The sequence below is a fragment of the Rhodococcus sp. UNC363MFTsu5.1 genome, assembly GCF_000686785.1.
GTDB classification, from domain to species: domain Bacteria; phylum Actinomycetota; class Actinomycetes; order Mycobacteriales; family Mycobacteriaceae; genus Rhodococcus_G; species Rhodococcus_G maanshanensis.
Window position 1 is genome coordinate 1 of sequence record NZ_JMLO01000003.1, and the last position, 17,383, is coordinate 17,383.

Here is a 17,383-nt window from a genome sequence, read left to right on the forward strand (position 1 = left end):
CATGCGTGGGTGCACACGCTCACCGTGCGCGCACAGAAATTTTTCACTATCTGGAATCTCAACTCGGCATTTGGGATATCCGCTGCTCTACCTGGGAAACAACAAGCGTGTAAGTCAAGTGCCTGCTACTCGTGTGCACACGCACACCGTGTTGCCCCAGCGTTTGGCGCGTTATCGTGGCCAAATGACGCAGTTTTCAGACTGGGTAGACCGACTGTCACGAGAGCGCGGCTACGAGTCCGACTTAGCAGCCGCACAAGCAATCGGCGTATCTCATGCAGTACTTGCACGATGGAGAACCGCCAAGGAGCCGCCATCGGGCGGCAGCGTGAGGAAAGTGGCAACAGCATTCAAAGTGCCGATGCAGGAGGCGCTCGTCAAGGCCGGATACATGGAGCCTGAAGAAGCCGGCGTCGTCGCCGGCACACCGCGAGTCGAGTCACTCACGAACCGTGAACTGCTCGCAGAGTTGGCGCGCCGCCTCGGGGAAGGCGAGGGCGACGATGTTGTGATGGCTATGGGGTCAGCTGCACCGTTTGATCCGGCTGCACTGGATCGTGAGCCGCCGATGCCAAGACCTCGGCACTGATGTGGTCGGCGGGGATGGATATCCATCGAGTCCATCGGTCGATGCCGTTGACCATGGAATGTCGCCAACCGAGCATTTCGGCGTGTGGGGTGAACGCGGCGGCTTCGGCAGCGCCAGCGAGGTGGGCGCGTTCGCGTTGAGTGGTGCCGCAGCATGGAAATGCGTGGATAGTGTCGTCGATGGCGACAAGGCAGCCGATTTCGGCTCGGAGGTGTCCGCGGTGAAGGCGGTAGGCGATTTCTCCGTAGTCGTCTTCGATGGTGACGCCGAGGGCGGCAAGCTCAAGCTCAGCGGCGTGGATCGCGGGGCACCGGAAGTGCACCCTGGCAGTGTTTGGCAATCGTTCCCCCAACCTTGTTGTAGTGCTTAACGATTCAAACGAGCGATTCGGAAGCTATCACGTGACGCAGACAACAGATGTAAAGGATTGACAATGAAACGGTTCCTACTCGCGGGTACGGTCGCTGTCTTGGCATTCGGCGCTGTAGCCTGCGGCGACGATTCCGCCCAGCCTGAGGCGGCTGCCCTGTCAGTCGAACAGACGACAATAGCCAGACCTGTCGAACCAGTGCAGCGACCGGCGCCAGCGGCCGCAGCGAAGACCGCCGACCCCATTGCTGACGCTCCCGAGTTCTGGCTGCGGATGGACCGCCCAGGACCGCCCGCGTACGCCACCGTCAATGTCCGAACGACGCTGTCTGCCACAGAACTCGACAAAATCATGCAGGCCGTCAAGAAGCTCCACTCGAGCAAAGGTGGCGGGTTGTTCATCACAATCGCATGCGGCCAGAGCCGGCAGGACAACGGTGGACCAATTCAGGCTCGCGGAAAGATCGCTCTCGACAACCTTGGGGCCGCACAGACCGGCCTTGCCGTCGGCAAATACGAGGTCGAGCCATCAGGCTTGGCCTGTAGCTAGGGCCATTCGAGTGCCGCGCCGAGCGACCTGCGAACTGAGTTAGGAGGAAACTGATGGCTAGGCCCCCGCTGCCGGTTGGAGTGAATGGCCGGATCTCCACAACCCGAATCGCTGATGGCCCGAAGGGTGAAGTGCGGTTCGAGGCAATCACCCGCATTCGCGACGCGGACGGGGTGACGCGACGTGTGAAGCGCGTGACGCCTGATGGGGTGAGTGACAACAAGGACGGCGACCGCGCCGCAACCGCCCTGAAGGTGGCTCTGCGTGACCGCCCGTCTGTCGTCGCCGAGGCGGGCGCCTTGTCATCCGAGACGAGGGTGGCGGAGTTGTGGGCGCGGTATCGGGCTCAGCTCGTGGATGGTGGCCGCTCCTCGCTGACGTTGCGGGACTACGACCGGCAGGCCAAGCGGATCGTTGCCGGCCTCGGCGGACTCCAAGTCCGTGAGATGACGGTCGCCCGGATCGACGCGCACCTGCGGGAGGTTGCCGCACACAACGGGGTCGCTTCCGCGAAGAAAGTCCGAACGATCCTGTCGGGGATGCTCGGCGTCGCGGTACGGCTAGGGGCGTTGCCTACGAACCCAGTGCGCGAAGCGGGCGATCTGACCGGAAAACGGAAGAAGCGAGCTCAGGCACTGAGCGCTGAGAACCTGGGCCAGCTGCTGAGTGACATACGCCACTCGTCGGCGCCATGCCCAGTCGTTCTTTCAGAGGCGCAGATCAAGAAGGGCATCAAGACGACGTCCAAGCCAGGCCAGGTCCCGACGGTCGCCGAGTTCGCCGCGAAGTCGGACCTGGCTGATGTGGTGACATTGTTCGCGGCCACGGGTTGTCGCATTGGCGAGCTGCTCGCGATCCGCTGGAAAGACGTCGATCTCGATGCGCGGACAGTTGAGGTGTCCGGAAAGGTCATCCGCATCATCGGCAAGGGCCTCGTTCGTGAGGACGTGACGAAGACGGCTGCGGGCGAGCGGACGTTGCCACTCCCCCAGTTCGCGGTGACGATGCTCAAGCAGAGGGAGCGTGGGGGCCTGATGGTGTTTGAGTCGCGGGATGGAACCGTTCGGGACCCGGACACGGTGCAGGGGCAGTGGCGTCAGGTGCGGTCGGCGCTCGGGCTGGATTGGGTCACCTCGCACACGTTCCGGAAGTCGGTGGCGACGATCCTTGACGAGGAGGGTCTATCGGCTCGAGTGGCGGCGGATCAGCTCGGGCACGCGCAGGTGTCCATGACGCAGGACGTCTACCTGGGCCGCGGTCGGACGCACTCAGCGGTGGCCGATGCGCTTGATGCGGCGGTCACTGGGCGTAGCGAATGAGTCCCGTAAACGTCCCTTTGTCCGTGTGCGCAAACACGAAAAAGCCCGGCCAGGCTATCGAACGATAGTCTGACCGGGCCTTTGTGGAGCTGCCGGGAATCGAACCCGGGTCCTCCGCCGAATCGCTAGGGCTTCTCCGTGTGCAGTTCGCTAAGCCTCTACTCGGATCTCCCGGTCTCGCGAACAAGCCGTGATGACGATCCCAGTCACTGTTTGATGTCCCGAACGACTCCGTGACCGAGCCGACCGGTAAAGCCCTCTAGCTGATGCCAGTACCCGACCCGAGGGCGAGATCGGACTGACAGACACGCTTCGCTACTTAGGCAGCGAGAGCGTAGTCGCGCTGATTGGAATCGGCGCTTATAGGTTTGCAGCGACGCTTACGGTGGTCTCTTGCCTGCACCGACACGCTTCCCCTAACTCAACGTACAAAGTCGAAACCGTTCAGCCCCGTACGTACCCAGCACCGTGCTGGGACCACATACTGTAACGCCCTCGCGTCGCGAAATCATCCCAATAAGTTCTCGGGCGTTTCACCTGGACGTTCGTCCAAAATCCACTACCCTTCTCAGCGAAATCATTCAGCGGATTCACCGGGGAAGTCGAAGGCACATGACACATCAACCAGGGCGTTCACGCCGCCGATGGGTAAACGCACTGGCCGCCACGCTGGCACTGGTCCTGGCCGGCGGTGGGATCGCGGCGTCGCAGCCCTCGTCCGACCCGATCGGCCCCGGTGACGACCCCGTCTTCGGGCTGGCCAACGGCTGCTACGCACTCAAGTCGGAGCAGAGCGGAAAGTTCATCCGCCGGGCCGACGGCGGCTACCGCGCCGACGCCGACACCGTCGGCGGAGCCGAGGCGTTCCGCACGCACGCCGCACAGCTGGGCCGGTTCATGTTCTACGGCAAGGGCGGCGACATGCTCGCCCACGACGGCAAGCGCGCAATCGTCTCGACCCGCGACGCGCTGCCGACCACCGACTGGACGCTGACGCACACCGACGGCACCTACGCGATCACCGCGACCGACAACGGCAACCAGCTCACCGCCGCCAACGGCGGGATGGAGCTCACCGACCCCGGCGTCAATCCCGCGGGCGGACGATTCGTCCTCACCCCGGCCGAGGGCTGCGCCACCTTCCCCGACTCCGAGGTGAACGCGACCGGCAAGCCGCTCTCCGGCACCGGGCCGAACGGCGAGGTGCGCGGGTTCATCGACGCGCACGTCCACCTCGACGCCAACCTGTTCATCGGCGGCCAGGTGCACTGCGGCACCCCCTTCGATCCGCAGGGCATCACGGTCGCGCTGCGTGACTGCGCCGATCACGGCAAGGACGGGATGCCTGCCCTGCTCGAGAACATCCTCTCGCACGGCACCCCGGTCGCCGAGCACGACACCACCGGCTGGCCCACGTTCAAGGACTGGCCGAGCCACGACTCGCTGACTCACGAGCAGACCTACTACCGGTGGGTCGAGCGCGCCTGGCGCGGCGGACTGCGCGTCTTCACCAATCTGCTGGTGAACAACCGGGTGCTCTGCGACGTCTATCCGCTCAAGAACCGCTCCTGCAACGACATGGACACCATCCGTGCGCAGGCCGAGCAGGTCCGGCAGATGCAGGACTACATCGACGCCCAGTACGGCGGCCCCGGTCGCGGCTGGTTCCGGATCGTCAGGTCTCCTGAAGAGGTCCGCAAGGTGGCGAGCGAGGGCAAGCTCGCGGTCACCATCGGCATCGAGACCTCCGAGCTGTTCGGATGCTCCATCCGCAACGACGTGCCCCAGTGCAACGAGGCCGACATCGACCGCGGCCTCGACGAGGTCTACGCGATGGGTGTGCGGCAGATGGTCGTCACGCACAAGTTCGACAACGCCTTCGGCGGGGTCCGCTTCGACGGCGGCATCCAGGGCATCGCAGTCAACGCGGGCAACTTCCTCGGCACCGGCAAGTTCTGGCAGGCCGAGCCATGCACCACCCCCGAGCACGACAACCCGCTGCTCTCCGTCGGCGACGGCCCGGCCGAGGTGCTCTCGGCGCTGCCGCCGGGTGTCACCACGCCGGTCTACCCGTCCGGACCGCTCTGCAACACCCGTGGACTGACGAAGCTCGGCGAGCACATGATCCGCGGCATGATGGATCGCGGCATGATCGTCGATCTCGACCACATGAGTGTCAAGACCGCGGAGGACACCCTGCGGATCCTCGAAAAGGCCAAGTACTCCGGTGTGGTCTCCACGCACAGCTGGACCGACCCGCTGAACTACAAGCGGATCTACGCGCTGGGTGGCTTCGTCGCCGCCTACGCCTCCGGCCTCGACAGCGACCCGAAGAAGGAGAGCTTCGTCTCCGCGTGGCGCAAGGCCCGCGCGGATCGCGATGAGGACTACTACTTCGGCTTCGGGTACGGCGCGGACACCAACGGCTTCGGCCCCCAGGCCCAGCCGCGTGCGGACGCCGACACCAACCCGCTGCAGTATCCGTACAAGACCTTCGACGGCGGCACCACGATGGATCGCCAGCGCACCGGCGAGCGCGTCTTCGACGTCAACAAGGACGGCGTCGCCCAGTACGGGCTCATCCCCGACTGGATCGCGGACATGCGGATCGCCGCAGGGAACGACGGCGACAAGATGATCGAGGACATGAGCCGCGGCGCCGAGGCCTACCTGCAGATGTGGGAGCGCGTCGCGAAGTAGCTCATTGCGGTCTCGATAGGTCATTCCTCCGGCCGCGACGGGCCGACCCGCCTAGAATCGGGTCAGCCCGTCGCTGCGGGAGGAGACATCGATGGCCGACCGGATGACGGTTCGCGCGGGCAACGCCCCACCCGCCTCGCGTCCCGAACAGCTGCGCAACGTGGTCCTGATCGGGTGCAGCGGCGCGGGCAAGACCACCCTGGCCGAATCACTCGCGCTGGCGGCCGGGGCCATCGGCCGGGCCGGCCGGATCCCCGACGGCAACACCGTCTCCGATTACGAGGACATCGAGCACAGCCAGCAACGGTCGGTCCAGCTCGCGGTACTGCCGCTGGAGTGGAACGGCTGCAAGGTCAATCTCCTCGACCCGCCTGGCCATCCCGACTTCGGCGCCGAACTGCGGGCAGGCCTGCACGCCGCCGACGCCGCCGTCTTCGTGGTCTCGGCCACCGACCCGGTGACCACGCCCACCAGGGCGCTGTGGCGCGAATGCGCGGCGGCAGGCATCCCCCGGGCCATCGTGGTGGCCAAACTCGACGTCGCCCGTAGCGGCTTCGACGACATCCTCACCGCCTGCCACGACGCCTTCGGCCTCGGCACCGACACGCTGCGGCCGGTCTACCTGCCGGTCTTCGCGGACGGCAGGCCCTGCGGGTCGCTCGGCCTGCTCACCGGCCGCAGCTACGGCGAACCCGGCCCCTGCCCCGAGGCCGAGGCGGCGCGCGAGAGCCTCGTCGAGGCCATCTCCGGCCAGGACGACACCCTCATGGAGCGCTACCTCGCGGGGGAACCGCTCGACGAGGAGGCGCTGACCGAGGGCCTGCGCCGGGAGATCGTCGACTGCGCCCTGCACCCCGCGCTCGCCGTCACCGACGACGGCGTCGGCGCGGCCGAACTGCTCGACCTCATCACCGGCGCGTTCCCCGACCCCACCCACCGCCGCGGACCCGCGCCCGCGGCCGACCCGGACGCACCGCTCGCCGCTCAGGTCATCCGGATCACCGGGGACGCCTACGTCGGCCGCATCAGCCTCGTCCGCGTCTTCTCCGGGACGCTGCTCCCCGACACCCACGTCCACCTCGCAGGCGCGGCGGCCGACTCCGGCGAGCCGACCGACGAGAAGATCACCACCCTCACCGGCCCCTTCGGCAAGCTGCAGCGCCCGGTGCCCGAGGCGGTGGCGGGCGACATCGTGTGCGTCCCCAAGCTCGCCGCGCACATCGGCGACACCATCGGCGACACCGACGAGCAGGCCGTGCTGGAGACCTGGGCACTGCCGGTGCCGCTGCTGCCGATCGGTGTCGAGGCCCACAGCAAGACCGACGAGGACAAGCTCTCCCAGGCGCTGACCCGACTGACCGCCGAGGACCCGGCCCTGCGGCTGGAACAGAACCCGGACACCCACCAACTGGTCCTGTGGTGCACCGGCGACGCGCATGCCGAGGTGGCGCTCGACCGGCTGCGCAACCGGCACGGCGTCCACGTCGACACCGTGCCGTACCAGGTGGCGCTGCGGGAGACGTTCGGCGGCAACGCGTCCGGGCACGGGCGGCTGGTCAAGCAGTCCGGCGGCCACGGCCAGTACGCGATCTGCGACCTCGAGGTCGAACCGCTGCCGACCGGATCGGGATTCGAGTTCCGCGAACACGTGGTGGGCGGCGCGGTCCCGAAGGGCTTCATCCCGTCGGTCGAGAAGGGCGTGCGCGCTCAGCTGGAGAAGGGCGTGGCGACCGGTCACCCGCTCGTGGACGTGCGGGTCACGCTCGTCGACGGCAAGGCCCACTCGGTGGACTCGTCGGACGCCGCCTTTCAGACCGCGGCGAGCCTCGCCCTCCGCGACGCCGCGGGGCACACCTCGATCCGACTGCTCGAACCGGTCGCCGCCGTCGCCGTGACCCTCCCAGACGACTATCTCGGCGCGGTTCTCAGTGACCTGTCGGCCCGGCGTGGCCGGGTCCTCGGGACCGAGGTGAAGGGTCCTGGGCTGTCGCTGCTACGCGCCGAGGTGCCCGAGATCGAGCTCGCCCGCTACCCGGTCGAACTCAACTCACTTGTCCACGGCAACGCCGAGTTCTCCCGCTGCCATCTGCGCTACGAGCTGATGCCGGACGCGCTGGCCGCTCAGGTCGCCCGCTAGCGGCTCATGCCCTTCACGCGGCGCCCGAGCTCGCGGGTGACCTCACGCTCGGCCGTCCGCCGCGCGATGTCCTGACGCTTGTCGTAGTCCTGCTTACCCTTGGCGAGGGCGAGCTCCACCTTGACCTTGCCGTCGGAGAAGTACATCGACAGCGGGACCAGCGTCTGGTTCCCCTCCCTGGTCTTGCCGACCAGGTGCTCGATCTCCCGCTTGTGCAGCAGCAGCTTCCTGGTGCGCCGCGGCGAGTGGTTGGTCCAGCTGCCCTGGGTGTACTCGGGAATGTGCAGCCCGCGCAGCCACACCTCGCCGTCGTCGACGGTGGCGAAGGCGTCGACGAGCGACGCCTTGCCCTCGCGCAGGCTCTTCACCTCGGTGCCGACCAGCGCAACGCCCGCCTCGTAGACGTCGATGATCGAATAGTTGTGTCGCGCCTTGCGGTTGGTCGCGATGACCTTGCGGCCCTTTTCCTTCACGTTCGGGCCCCTTCAGTCCGCGCAGTGATCGAGTTCTGTCCCCAGGATAGGCCCGTGGCGCAACCGATTACTCACGGACGTAGAGCCGCAGCGTGATGTAGGCGGTGATCGCGGCCATGCCGACACCGGTGAGCACCAGGAACGGCGACACCAGGAGCACGTCGCTGTTCGAGATCCGGGCGACGATGTTCGCGTCGTACACGTCGGTGAGCACGTCGTCGATGAACAGATTCTTCGCGGTGAACAATCCGGCGATCGCCAGCACGGCTCCGATCAGCGCGGCGACCACGGCCTCCAACAAGAACGGGAGCTGGGTGTACCAGCGGGTCGCGCCGACGAGCCGCATGATCCCGACCTCGGTACGGCGGGTGAACGCGGCGATCTGCACCATGTTCGCGATCAGCAGGATCGAGGCGATCGCCTGCACGATGGCGATCGCGAAGGCCGCGTTGCGGATCCCGTTCAGCACGCTGAACAGCCGCTCGACCAGATCGCGCTGGTTGAGGACGCTCTGCACGCCGGGCCGGGTACCGAACGAATCGTTGATCACGCCGAACCGCTCCGGGTCGCTGAGCTTGATCTTGAACGAGGCGGGCAGCGAGTCCTCGCTGACCATCGACGCGAGCTCGGGCTGATCCTTGAACACCCGCTCCTTGGCGTCCGCCACCGCGTCCGCCCGGTTGAGGTACTGCACGGACACCACCGACGGGGTGCTCTCGAGATCGCTGCGCAGGGCCGCGCAGATGTCCTGTCGGCAGTCGGGGTCGGAGATCGACACGTCATCGGTGAGGAAGATCTGCACCTCGACCCGATCGAGGAAGATCTGCTGTGTCTTCCCCGCCATCTGGACGACGAGCAGTCCGCCGCCGAACAGGGCGAGTGAGATCGCGGTCGTCAGGATCATCGCGATGGTCATCGTGATGTTGCGGCGCAGGCCGGTGAAAACCTCGCTGAAGATGAAGCTGGCGCGCATCGGAAAGTCTTGTCCTTCGTATGTCGGGGTGAACGGCGAGGGGTGGGAGTTACCTAACGCCCCACGCCGTAGACACCGCGGGCCTCGTCGCGCACCACGCGTCCGAGGTCGAGTTCGACAACCCGGCGCCGCATCGAGTCGACGATGTGGTGATCGTGGGTGGCCATCAGCACGGTGGTTCCGGTGCGGTTGATCCGTTCGAGCAGCAGCATGATGTCGCCGGTGGTGTCCGGGTCGAGGTTTCCGGTCGGCTCGTCGGCGAGCAGCACCAGCGGCCGGTTCACGAACGCCCGCGCGATGGCGACCCGCTGCTGCTCGCCGCCCGAGAGCTCGGTGGGCAGTCGGTCCGCCTTGCCGGACAGGCCGACGAGTTCGAGCACCTCCGGCACGGTGCGATCGATCATGTTGCGCGGCTTGCCGATCACCTCGAGTGCGAAGGCAACGTTCTCCGTCACCGTCTTCTGCTGCAGCAGCCGGAAGTCCTGGAACACGCATCCGATGCTCTGCCGCAGCTTCGGCACCCGGCGCGCGGACAGCCGGTTCACGTGGAAATCGCCGACCCTGATGTCGCCCGAGGTGGGGGTGTCCTCCTTGAGCAGCAGCCGCATGAAGGTGGACTTCCCGGACCCGGACGGGCCGATCAGGAAGACGAACTCGCCCTTGTCCACCGAGACATTCACCTTGTCCAGTGCAGGCCTCGATGAGGTCTTGTAGGACTTGGACACATTCTCCACGCTGATCACGGGGAGCCAGTTTAGCCGTTATCCGACGGTGACCTTGGGTTTCGGCTGACCCGCAGGTCCAGGCCCTACGGGGTGGGTGTCGGCGGTGTGGTCGGCGTCTCCGGGGTGGCCGTCACGACCCCGGACGGCAGCTCCACCCCGGACGGGACGGGCAGCCAGGGCGGCAGCACCACGGCGGGCGCCGGGGTGGTCGTGACGGGCTGCTGCGCCGTGGTCGTCGGTGTCGCGCCGGTGGTGGTGGTCGTGCTGCTGGGCGGCGGCGTGGACGTGGACGGCTCCTGGCGCGCAGGGGCGGGCGACTTGGGCGCCGAGGGCACCGTCGCCACGGGCCCGAATTCATCGGCCTTGGGCGGCTCCGGATTGAGGTACCCGTATAGCATCGCCGTGGCGACGAACCCCACGGAGAGGGCGACCGTCGAGGTCCTGGCGCGGCCGAACAGGTTCTTCGGCACCGACCAGCGCCGCTCGTGCTTGTCGGCCGATTCCGTCTTCTTCGCGCGCTCGGCGGTCATCCGTTACCCCCGATCTGATCGGCTGCCAGGTCCGGGCCGACCAGGATGCCCTCCCGGCGCAGCGCCTCCGCGACCCGCACCCGCAGCTCGCGCCCCACCTGGAACTGCTTGCCGGGCAGGGTGCGCGCGACCATTCGGATGTTGACGGTGTCCAGCTCGAGGCTCTCCACACCCATCACCGACGGCTCGTCCAGGAGCAGCGGCTCCAGATCGAGATCCGCGAACGCCTCCCGGCCCACACCGCGCAGCACGTCGTTGACGTGGTTGATGTCCGCGGTGGCAGGGATGGGCACGTCGACCACCGCCCGCGCCCAGTCCTTGGACAGGTTGACGGCCTTGACGATCTGCCCGTTGGGCACGGTGATGACCTCGCCGTCGGAGGACCGCAGCCGCGTCACCCGCAGGGTGACGTCCTCGACGGTCCCGTAGGCGTCCTCCGACGATCCGGTGATGGCGATCCGCGCGACGTCACCGAAGCCGTACTGCCGCTCGGCGATGATGAAGAAGCCGGCCAGGATGTCCTGCACCACGCGTTGCGCACCGAAGCCCAGCGCGGCGCCGAGCACCGTCGCGGGGGCGACCAGGCTCGCAACCGAGAATCCGAGCCGCTGCAGCACCTCGATGGTCACCAGGGTGTAGACGATGATGATCAGCACCCAGGTGATCACCTGGGCAAGGGCGTGCCGGTGCTTTGTCGCCTCCGAACGGACCAGCGCGTCACCCTGGTGGTAGTTCAGGTCGATCCGATCGGTGATCTTGTTCCCCAACCAGGAGAGGAACCGCCCGACCAGCAGCCCGCCGAGGATGTAGAGCACGATCTCCAGGCCACTGGAGGAGAGCCAGTCACTGAACGTCGTGGTTTCGGGGAACAGCTGGATCGCCGAGAACACCGACTAGACCTGCTCCGCGCTCATCCGCCAGCGGATGCCGGACTCGAGGAAGCCGTCGATGTCGCCGTCGAGCACCGCCGACGGGTTGTTCACCTCGTACTCGGTGCGCAGGTCCTTGACCATCTGATAGGGATGCAGCACATAGGAGCGCATCTGGTTGCCCCAGGAGCTGCCGCCGTCGCCCTTGAGCGCGTCCATCTCGGCGCGCTCCTCCTTGCGCTTGACCTCGAGCAGCTTGGCCTGCAGCACCCGCATCGCTGACACCTTGTTCTGCAGCTGCGACTTCTCGTTCTGGCAGGTGACCACGATGCCGGTCGGGATGTGCGTCAGTCGCACCGCCGAGTCGGTGGTGTTGACGGACTGACCGCCGGGGCCCGAGGAGCGGTAGACGTCCACGCGGACGTCGTTCTCGTTGACGTCGATGTGGTCGGTCGTCTCGACCACCGGCAGCACCTCGACCTCCGCGAAGGAGGTCTGCCTGCGGCCCTGGTTGTCGAACGGGCTGATCCGCACGAGGCGGTGGGTGCCCATCTCCACGGACAGGGTGCCGTAGCTGTACGGCGCCTTCACCGCGAAGGTGGCGCTCTTGATGCCGGCCTCTTCGGCGTAGGAGGTGTCGTAGACCTCGACGCCGTAGCCGTGCTTCTCGGCCCAGCGGATGTACATGCGCATCAGCATCTCGGCCCAGTCTGCGGCGTCGATGCCGCCGGCGCCGGAGCGGATGTTGACCAGCGCGTCGCGCTCGTCGTACTCACCCGAGAGCATGGTCTTGACTTCCATCGCCGCGATGTCTTCGCGCAGCGACGCCCGCTCGGCGTCGGCATCGGCGACGGCGTCGGCACCCTCGTCCTCGGCCAGCTCATAGAGGACCGGCATGTCGTCGAGGCGTCCGCGCAGGCCCTCGACGCGACGCAGCTCGGACTGCGCGTGGGAGAGCTGGCTGGTCACCTGCTGGGCGTGTTCCTGGTTGTTCCACAACTCCGGATCGGCGGCCTGGTGCTCGAGTTCGTCGATGCGCCTGCGCAGCTCCTCGACGTCCAGCACCCGCTCGACGGTGGTCAGGGTGGTGTTGAGCTCGGCCAGGTCTGCGGAAACGTCGGGATGCACAAGAATCAAGGTTACCGGTGCCCGCGGCGGATTGCCGCCGCGGTCGCCCTCAGGTGACCGCGCGGGGCCAGCCCGGCGACGCGACGACCACCGGGCCGGGCCTGCCGTCGACGCGGAACTCCGCCGTCCGGATCACGGCGGACCGCCGGAAGTCGAGCGCGTGGACCCGGACGGTCGGGCCGTCCACCTCGATCCGCAGGCCCTGGTTCTCGTTCCGGTCGACGGGCTCCTCACCGCCGCGGCCGTCCGGACCGAAGCCGGTCTGCACGGCGCCGGTGTTGACCGCCGCGAACCCGTCCCGATGCCCGCCCGGCACGGTCCGCCTGGTCAGCCAGTCCTCGCGGTAGAGGCTCCAATGGGTGTGCCCGCTCATCAGCAGCACGTTGGGGAATCCCCCGAGCAGGTCCAGCAGCTGGTCGGACTCCGCGTAGTCACTGCTGTAGATCTTCGGGGCCTGGGTGAGCGGATCGGTGAACGTCCCCGACACGGTGCGCGGCAGCGCGTGATGGCTCATCACCAGCACCGGGCGCTCGCGCCGGCACGCCTCGAGCGTGTCCCGCAGCCAGTCCAGCTGCGTGCTGCCGAGGATCACGCAGTGCCCGCTCCCCTCGCTGCCGTCGATGGTGCCGAGCCGGAGCACCGGCACCCCGCCGACGTCGTGCGCAGAGAACAGTCCCGGCATCGCCGAGTGCCGCAGGAACCGCTCGACGGACACCTCGCTCGACTCGTCGTTGTAGAACTCGTGGTTGCCGATCGTGTACAGCGCGTCCGGATGCCCGCTGCGGCGCAGCCGGTCGAACAGCTCCTCGTACTCGCGCTCTCGGCCGTTCGGGGTGAGATCCCCGTTGACGAGCAGCGCGTCCGCCCGGCCGAACGCCGCGAGACCGTCGAGCGCCCGGTCGAGGTCGGCGAAGTCGCCCTGGATGTCGGAGATCACGTCGAACCAGACTGCCGTCGACGGCTTCCGCCTCGGCTGGGCGGCCGGGCCGGGCGTGTGCGCGGTCATACCGACGAATTGTGCCGCGGCCAGGCCCGCAAGCGCGCCACCTCCGACGAGAACGCTGCGCCGTGTCAGCATCACGATCCGATCGTCACAGCCGCGGCGAAACGGCCGCCCGACTCGCGCTGAATCCGCGGTGAATCGCCGAGGAAGTCCGGCCCCGGGTCGAGTACCGTCGTCGCCGTGACCGATCTCGAACTCGCACTGCGCATCGCCGATGAGGCCGACTCCATCACCATGGCCCGCTTCGGCGCGCTCGACCTCAAGGTCGACGACAAGCCCGACCTCACCCCGGTCTCGGACGCGGATCTCGCGGTCGAGCGCGCCGTGCGGGCGGTGCTCGCTACCGAGCGTCCTGACGACGCGGTCCTCGGCGAGGAGTTCGGCGGCGACGCGACGTTCGAGGGCAGGCAGTGGGTGGTCGACCCGATCGACGGCACCAAGAACTTCGTCCGCGGGGTCCCGGTGTGGGCCACCCTGATCGCGCTGCTGCAGGACGGGGTTCCCGTGGTCGGCGTCATCAGCGCCCCCGCGCTGACCCGGCGCTGGTGGGCCGCGGAGGGTGCGGGCGCCTTCGCCTCGTTCGACGGCCGTGAGCCCACCCGGATCTCGGTGTCCGCGGTGGACCGGTTGGAATCGGCGAGCCTGAGCTTCGCGAGCCTGAGCGGCTGGCGTGACCGCGGGATCCGCGACCAGTTCATCGCGCTCACCGACGAGGTGTGGCGGGTCCGCGGCTACGGCGACTTCTACTCCTACTGCCTCCTGGCCGAGGGCGCGCTGGAGATCGCCGCCGAACCCGAGGTCTCGCTGTGGGACCTGGCGCCGTTGGACATCCTGGTCCGCGAGGCGGGCGGACGCTTCACCGCGCTCGACGGCAGCGCAGGCCCGCACGGCGGCAGCGCCGTGGCGAGCAACGGCCTGCTGCATGACGCGGTGCTGGAGCGGCTCCGACTGGGGCAGTCGAGTACTGCGTAGTGGCTTGAAGGGTCAGTGAACAGCGCGGACCCATCGAATCTGGGGCGCAGCGGCGCTATGGTTCGACGATGCGTCATGCGATCTACGTGCCGCTCTTCGGCGCACTGGCTGACCCACACGCGATCACCGATATTGCACAGGCCGCTGAGAATTCGGGCTGGGATGGGCTCTTCGTTTGGGATCATGTCCTGAGTCCCATTCCGGGAGAGTGGGAGATCGCGGATCCCTGGGTGGTCTTGGCCGCTGCGGCGGCGGTGACCAACCGGATCAAGTTGGGGCCGATGGTGACACCACTGCCACGGCGGCGGGTGATCAAACTGGCACGAGAGACGGTGACCCTCGACCACCTGAGTCGTGGCCGACTGATCGTGGGATTGGGCGCAGGAAGCGATGCCGGACGGGAGTACTCGGCCTTCGGCGATGTCGCCGATCCTCGTCAGCGTGGCCGAGCGCTCGATGAAGGCGCCGAAGTCTTGGCGGCATTGTGGGCTGGCGAGACCGTCACCCACCGTGGGCTCCTGGTGGCCGAAGAGGTGCACATCCGCCCCCGACCGGTCCAGCAGCCACGGATTCCACTGTGGTTCGGTACCGAGCGCACTGTGGGCCCCCCGATAGAGCGAGCCGGACGGTACGACGGAATATTTCCACTCGAAACAGATGCGGCAGGGGTTGCGCGCATCGTGGAGAGAGTCGAGACCGTACGTGGTTCGTCTGGGACATTCGATATCGCAGTGGTAGCTCGTCCTGGCGTCGACCTCGAGGCGCTCAGCATTGCCGGGGCCACATGGGCGATGCACGCCTTTTGGCCGGGACATACGCCGGAACAAGTACTGCGAGTGATAGATCGAGGCACACCCGGCTGAACCCGCCACCACCAGGCAACGACCGACCGACTCTTCCGCGTCGTCCGACTCGCTGTGCACCCACCACGCCGAACACCAGGCGATCCGCAGCGAACGATTCCGCTACCAACCCCCGCCGTTCTAGAACACCGCCGCGGTGATCAGCGCGAGCAGCGGGGTGATCCCCTGAACCACGGCCGGGCGCAGGTACTTCGCGCCCGTCGAGGCGAGCACCACCGCGGCAGCGACGATGCTCACGCAGCAGAAGACGACGATGGCGTGCCCGGCTGCACCCCCGATGACCAGGCCGACCACGATGCCGATCGCCAGGAAGAGGTTGTAGAAACCCTGGTTGTAGGCGAGCGGCCGCGCAACGTCGGCGTCCTGCTGGCTGGTCAGGCCGAAGCGTTTCCAGACCTCCGGACGCGTCCACCACACGCTCTCCATGGCGAAGATCACGACGTGTAGCGCAGCAGCGAGACCAGCGAATACCTGGGCGATGACCGGCATGACAGAACGATGCCACACCGGCGCCGCCATCGCCGGTTAACACAGCACGACTGTCCGCACAAGGGCCGCCGGGAGGAGCCGAGCCCCGGGAACACCGGCCTCGAGGCGGGCGGCGCGCGGTCCCCCGCCCCGAAGACTCAGGGTCATGAACGTCGTCTCCCGGCGCGCCTTCCTGATGGGGCTCGCCGCCACCCCGATCGCCCTGTCCGCCGGATGCGCCGCCGGGCAACCGAGCCCGGCCGGGGCCTCCTCCCGGCCGCTGCCCATCCCGCCGCTCGCGACCGCCACCACAGATGCCGCGGGCACTCGGCATTTCGCCCTCAGCGCGGGCGCGGGCAGCTCGGAGATCCTGGCGGGCAAGTCCACCGCGACGTGGGGGTTCAACGGTTCGATGCTCGGGCCGACCATCCGCGCCCGCCGCGGGGAGTCGGTCGCGTTCACCATCGACAACGACCTTCCCGAGGCCACGACGGTGCACTGGCACGGGATGCACGTGCCAGCCCGCTTCGACGGCGGACCACACCAGACCATCGAGCCAGGCGCCCGCTGGGAGCCGGGCTGGACGGTGAACCAGCCGGGCGCCACGCTCTGGTACCACCCGCACCCGCACGGCTCCACCGAGAAGCACGTCTACCGCGGCCTGGCCGGGCTGTTCCTGGTCGACGACGACGTCACCGACGCGGTCGACCTGCCCAAGACCTATGGGGTGGACGACATCCCGCTCATCATCCAGGACAAACGCTTCACCACCGACGGGGCCCTCGACGAGTCCGACCCCACCGACATCGGGCTGCTGGGCGACACCATCGTCACCAACGGGATCGCAGGCGCCCACCTGTCGGTCAGCACCGAGAAGGTCCGGCTGCGGATCCTCAACGGCTCCTCGGGGCGGATGTACAACCTCGGATTCTCCGACGATCGTGAGTTCCACCTGGTCGCGAGCGACGGTGGGCTGCTCACGGCGCCGGTGCCGCTCACCCGGGTCCGGCTCAGCCCCGGCGAGCGGGCCGAGATCGTGGTGGACGTGAACGGCTCGAACACGCTACTGCGCGCGATGCCCCACGAGGACAACGCCGGACTCGACCGCGGCGACGCCGCCGCGTTCGGCGTGCAGGACAGCTTCGACATCCTCGAGCTACGAGCAGGCCAGAACCCGGCCGCATCCGCGGCGCTGCCCGCATCGCTCGCGACGATTGCCCGGCTCGACCCGGCGGACGCGGCCGCAGCGCGCAGCTTCGAGCTGCAGTGGTTCATGATCAACGGGGCCCAGATGGACATGAACCGCATCGACTTCTCCCCCACCGTCGACACCACCGAGGTGTGGACGGTGCGCAACGTCGACGACTGGCCGCACAACTTCCACGTGCACGACGTGCAGTTCCAGATCATCGACATCGACGGCAGCCCGCCGCCGCCGGCGCTGGCCGGCTGGAAGGACACCGTCTACACGCCGCCCGGTGTCCGGTTCCGGCTGGCGCTGCGCTTCACCGAGTACAGCGACCCGACCTATCCGTACATGTACCACTGTCATCTGCTGCTGCACGAGGATCAGGGCATGATGGGTCAGTTCCTCGTCCTCGAGCCGGGCCAGCGCCCCACTCCGATGACGATGGACATGAACATGGAGATGAAGACGCCTGCAGCTCCTGCGCCCGCATCCGGCGGGCACGGCGGGGGTCACGGCGGCTAGCGGT

At 67.6% G+C, this 17,383-nt stretch carries 17 protein-coding genes and 1 other RNA gene; 9 read left to right on the plus strand and 9 right to left on the minus strand.

From position 1 onward, the window contains the following. Window positions 1–337 precede the first annotated feature (337 nt). The 4 genes from BR31_RS31380 (at window position 338) to BR31_RS0105440 (ending at window position 2,827) form a co-directional block, all read left to right on the plus strand. Window positions 338–589 (plus strand): hypothetical protein, encoded by a 252-nt coding sequence (locus tag BR31_RS31380; protein ID WP_156042361.1) that lies wholly within the window; start codon window positions 338–340, stop codon window positions 587–589. Between the two features lie 58 nt (window positions 590–647). Then, the gene (locus BR31_RS31385; RefSeq protein ID WP_156042362.1) at window positions 648–959 is read left to right on the plus strand and encodes a hypothetical protein; all 312 of its coding nucleotides are present in this window, start codon (window positions 648–650) and stop codon (window positions 957–959) included. Window positions 960–1,022: 63 nt separating this feature from the next. After that, entirely contained in the window at window positions 1,023–1,508 is a 486-nt protein-coding gene (locus BR31_RS0105435; RefSeq protein ID WP_156042363.1) for a hypothetical protein, read from the plus strand. Window positions 1,509–1,561: 53 nt separating this feature from the next. After that, window positions 1,562–2,827 carry a site-specific integrase gene (locus BR31_RS0105440; RefSeq protein ID WP_051636993.1) on the plus strand — a complete coding sequence of 422 codons (1,266 nt, stop codon included), beginning with the start codon at window positions 1,562–1,564 and terminating at the stop codon, window positions 2,825–2,827. An 81-nt stretch (window positions 2,828–2,908) separates the two neighbouring features. On the opposite strand, the gene ssrA is transcribed toward BR31_RS0105440, so the two are convergent. Beyond that, window positions 2,909–3,279, minus strand: a transfer-messenger RNA (tmRNA) gene (gene ssrA / locus BR31_RS30935). 160 nt (window positions 3,280–3,439) lie between these two features. Between ssrA and BR31_RS0105445 the strand changes: the two genes are divergently transcribed. After that, the gene (locus BR31_RS0105445; RefSeq protein ID WP_027500077.1) at window positions 3,440–5,527 is read left to right on the plus strand and encodes a membrane dipeptidase; all 2,088 of its coding nucleotides are present in this window, start codon (window positions 3,440–3,442) and stop codon (window positions 5,525–5,527) included. Window positions 5,528–5,618: 91 nt separating this feature from the next. Then, window positions 5,619–7,664, plus strand: coding sequence for an elongation factor G-like protein EF-G2 (locus tag BR31_RS0105450; RefSeq protein ID WP_027500078.1), 2,046 nt, complete (start codon window positions 5,619–5,621; stop codon window positions 7,662–7,664). Here the strand turns inward: BR31_RS0105450 and smpB are convergent. From smpB to BR31_RS27520, 7 genes are all read right to left on the minus strand, one after another. Further along, window positions 7,661–8,137 (minus strand): SsrA-binding protein SmpB, encoded by a 477-nt coding sequence (smpB, locus tag BR31_RS0105455; RefSeq protein ID WP_027500079.1) that lies wholly within the window; start codon window positions 8,135–8,137, stop codon window positions 7,661–7,663. The genes BR31_RS0105450 and smpB overlap by 4 nt on opposite strands. Before the next feature lie 67 nt (window positions 8,138–8,204). Then, the gene (gene ftsX / locus BR31_RS0105460) at window positions 8,205–9,110 is read right to left on the minus strand and encodes a permease-like cell division protein FtsX (protein ID WP_027500080.1); all 906 of its coding nucleotides are present in this window, start codon (window positions 9,108–9,110) and stop codon (window positions 8,205–8,207) included. Window positions 9,111–9,163: 53 nt separating this feature from the next. Next, window positions 9,164–9,853 carry a cell division ATP-binding protein FtsE gene (gene ftsE, locus BR31_RS0105465; RefSeq protein WP_027500081.1) on the minus strand — a complete coding sequence of 230 codons (690 nt, stop codon included), beginning with the start codon at window positions 9,851–9,853 and terminating at the stop codon, window positions 9,164–9,166. Between the two features lie 65 nt (window positions 9,854–9,918). After that, window positions 9,919–10,365, minus strand: a complete 447-nt coding sequence (locus BR31_RS31390; protein WP_051636994.1) for an Rv3103c transmembrane domain-containing protein — start codon at window positions 10,363–10,365, stop codon at window positions 9,919–9,921. Further along, the gene (locus BR31_RS0105475; RefSeq protein WP_231496388.1) at window positions 10,362–11,255 is read right to left on the minus strand and encodes a mechanosensitive ion channel family protein; all 894 of its coding nucleotides are present in this window, start codon (window positions 11,253–11,255) and stop codon (window positions 10,362–10,364) included. The genes BR31_RS31390 and BR31_RS0105475 overlap by 4 nt, the downstream gene beginning before the upstream one ends. A gap of 3 nt (window positions 11,256–11,258) precedes the next feature. Continuing rightward, the gene (gene prfB / locus BR31_RS0105480) at window positions 11,259–12,362 is read right to left on the minus strand and encodes a peptide chain release factor 2 (protein WP_027500083.1); all 1,104 of its coding nucleotides are present in this window, start codon (window positions 12,360–12,362) and stop codon (window positions 11,259–11,261) included. Window positions 12,363–12,411: 49 nt separating this feature from the next. Then, window positions 12,412–13,440 carry a metallophosphoesterase family protein gene (locus BR31_RS27520; RefSeq protein ID WP_231496395.1) on the minus strand — a complete coding sequence of 343 codons (1,029 nt, stop codon included), beginning with the start codon at window positions 13,438–13,440 and terminating at the stop codon, window positions 12,412–12,414. A gap of 105 nt (window positions 13,441–13,545) precedes the next feature. On the opposite strand from BR31_RS27520, the gene hisN reads away from it, so the two are divergent. Both hisN and BR31_RS30945 read left to right on the plus strand, forming a co-directional pair. Then, complete coding sequence (hisN, locus tag BR31_RS0105490; RefSeq protein WP_027500084.1) at window positions 13,546–14,337, plus strand: histidinol-phosphatase; 792 nt, start codon at window positions 13,546–13,548, stop codon at window positions 14,335–14,337. 68 nt (window positions 14,338–14,405) lie between these two features. Beyond that, window positions 14,406–15,200 carry an LLM class flavin-dependent oxidoreductase gene (locus tag BR31_RS30945; protein ID WP_081830337.1) on the plus strand — a complete coding sequence of 265 codons (795 nt, stop codon included), beginning with the start codon at window positions 14,406–14,408 and terminating at the stop codon, window positions 15,198–15,200. A gap of 120 nt (window positions 15,201–15,320) precedes the next feature. Here BR31_RS30945 and BR31_RS0105495 read toward each other — a convergent pair whose 3' ends face one another. Beyond that, a complete protein-coding gene (locus BR31_RS0105495) occupies window positions 15,321–15,689 on the minus strand; it encodes a DUF1304 domain-containing protein (protein ID WP_027500085.1) in 369 nt (122 codons plus the stop codon). Window positions 15,690–15,834: 145 nt separating this feature from the next. On the opposite strand from BR31_RS0105495, the gene BR31_RS27525 reads away from it, so the two are divergent. Further along, window positions 15,835–17,379, plus strand: a complete 1,545-nt coding sequence (locus tag BR31_RS27525) for a multicopper oxidase family protein (RefSeq protein WP_037175692.1) — start codon at window positions 15,835–15,837, stop codon at window positions 17,377–17,379. The last annotated feature ends 4 nt before the right edge of the window (window positions 17,380–17,383 follow it).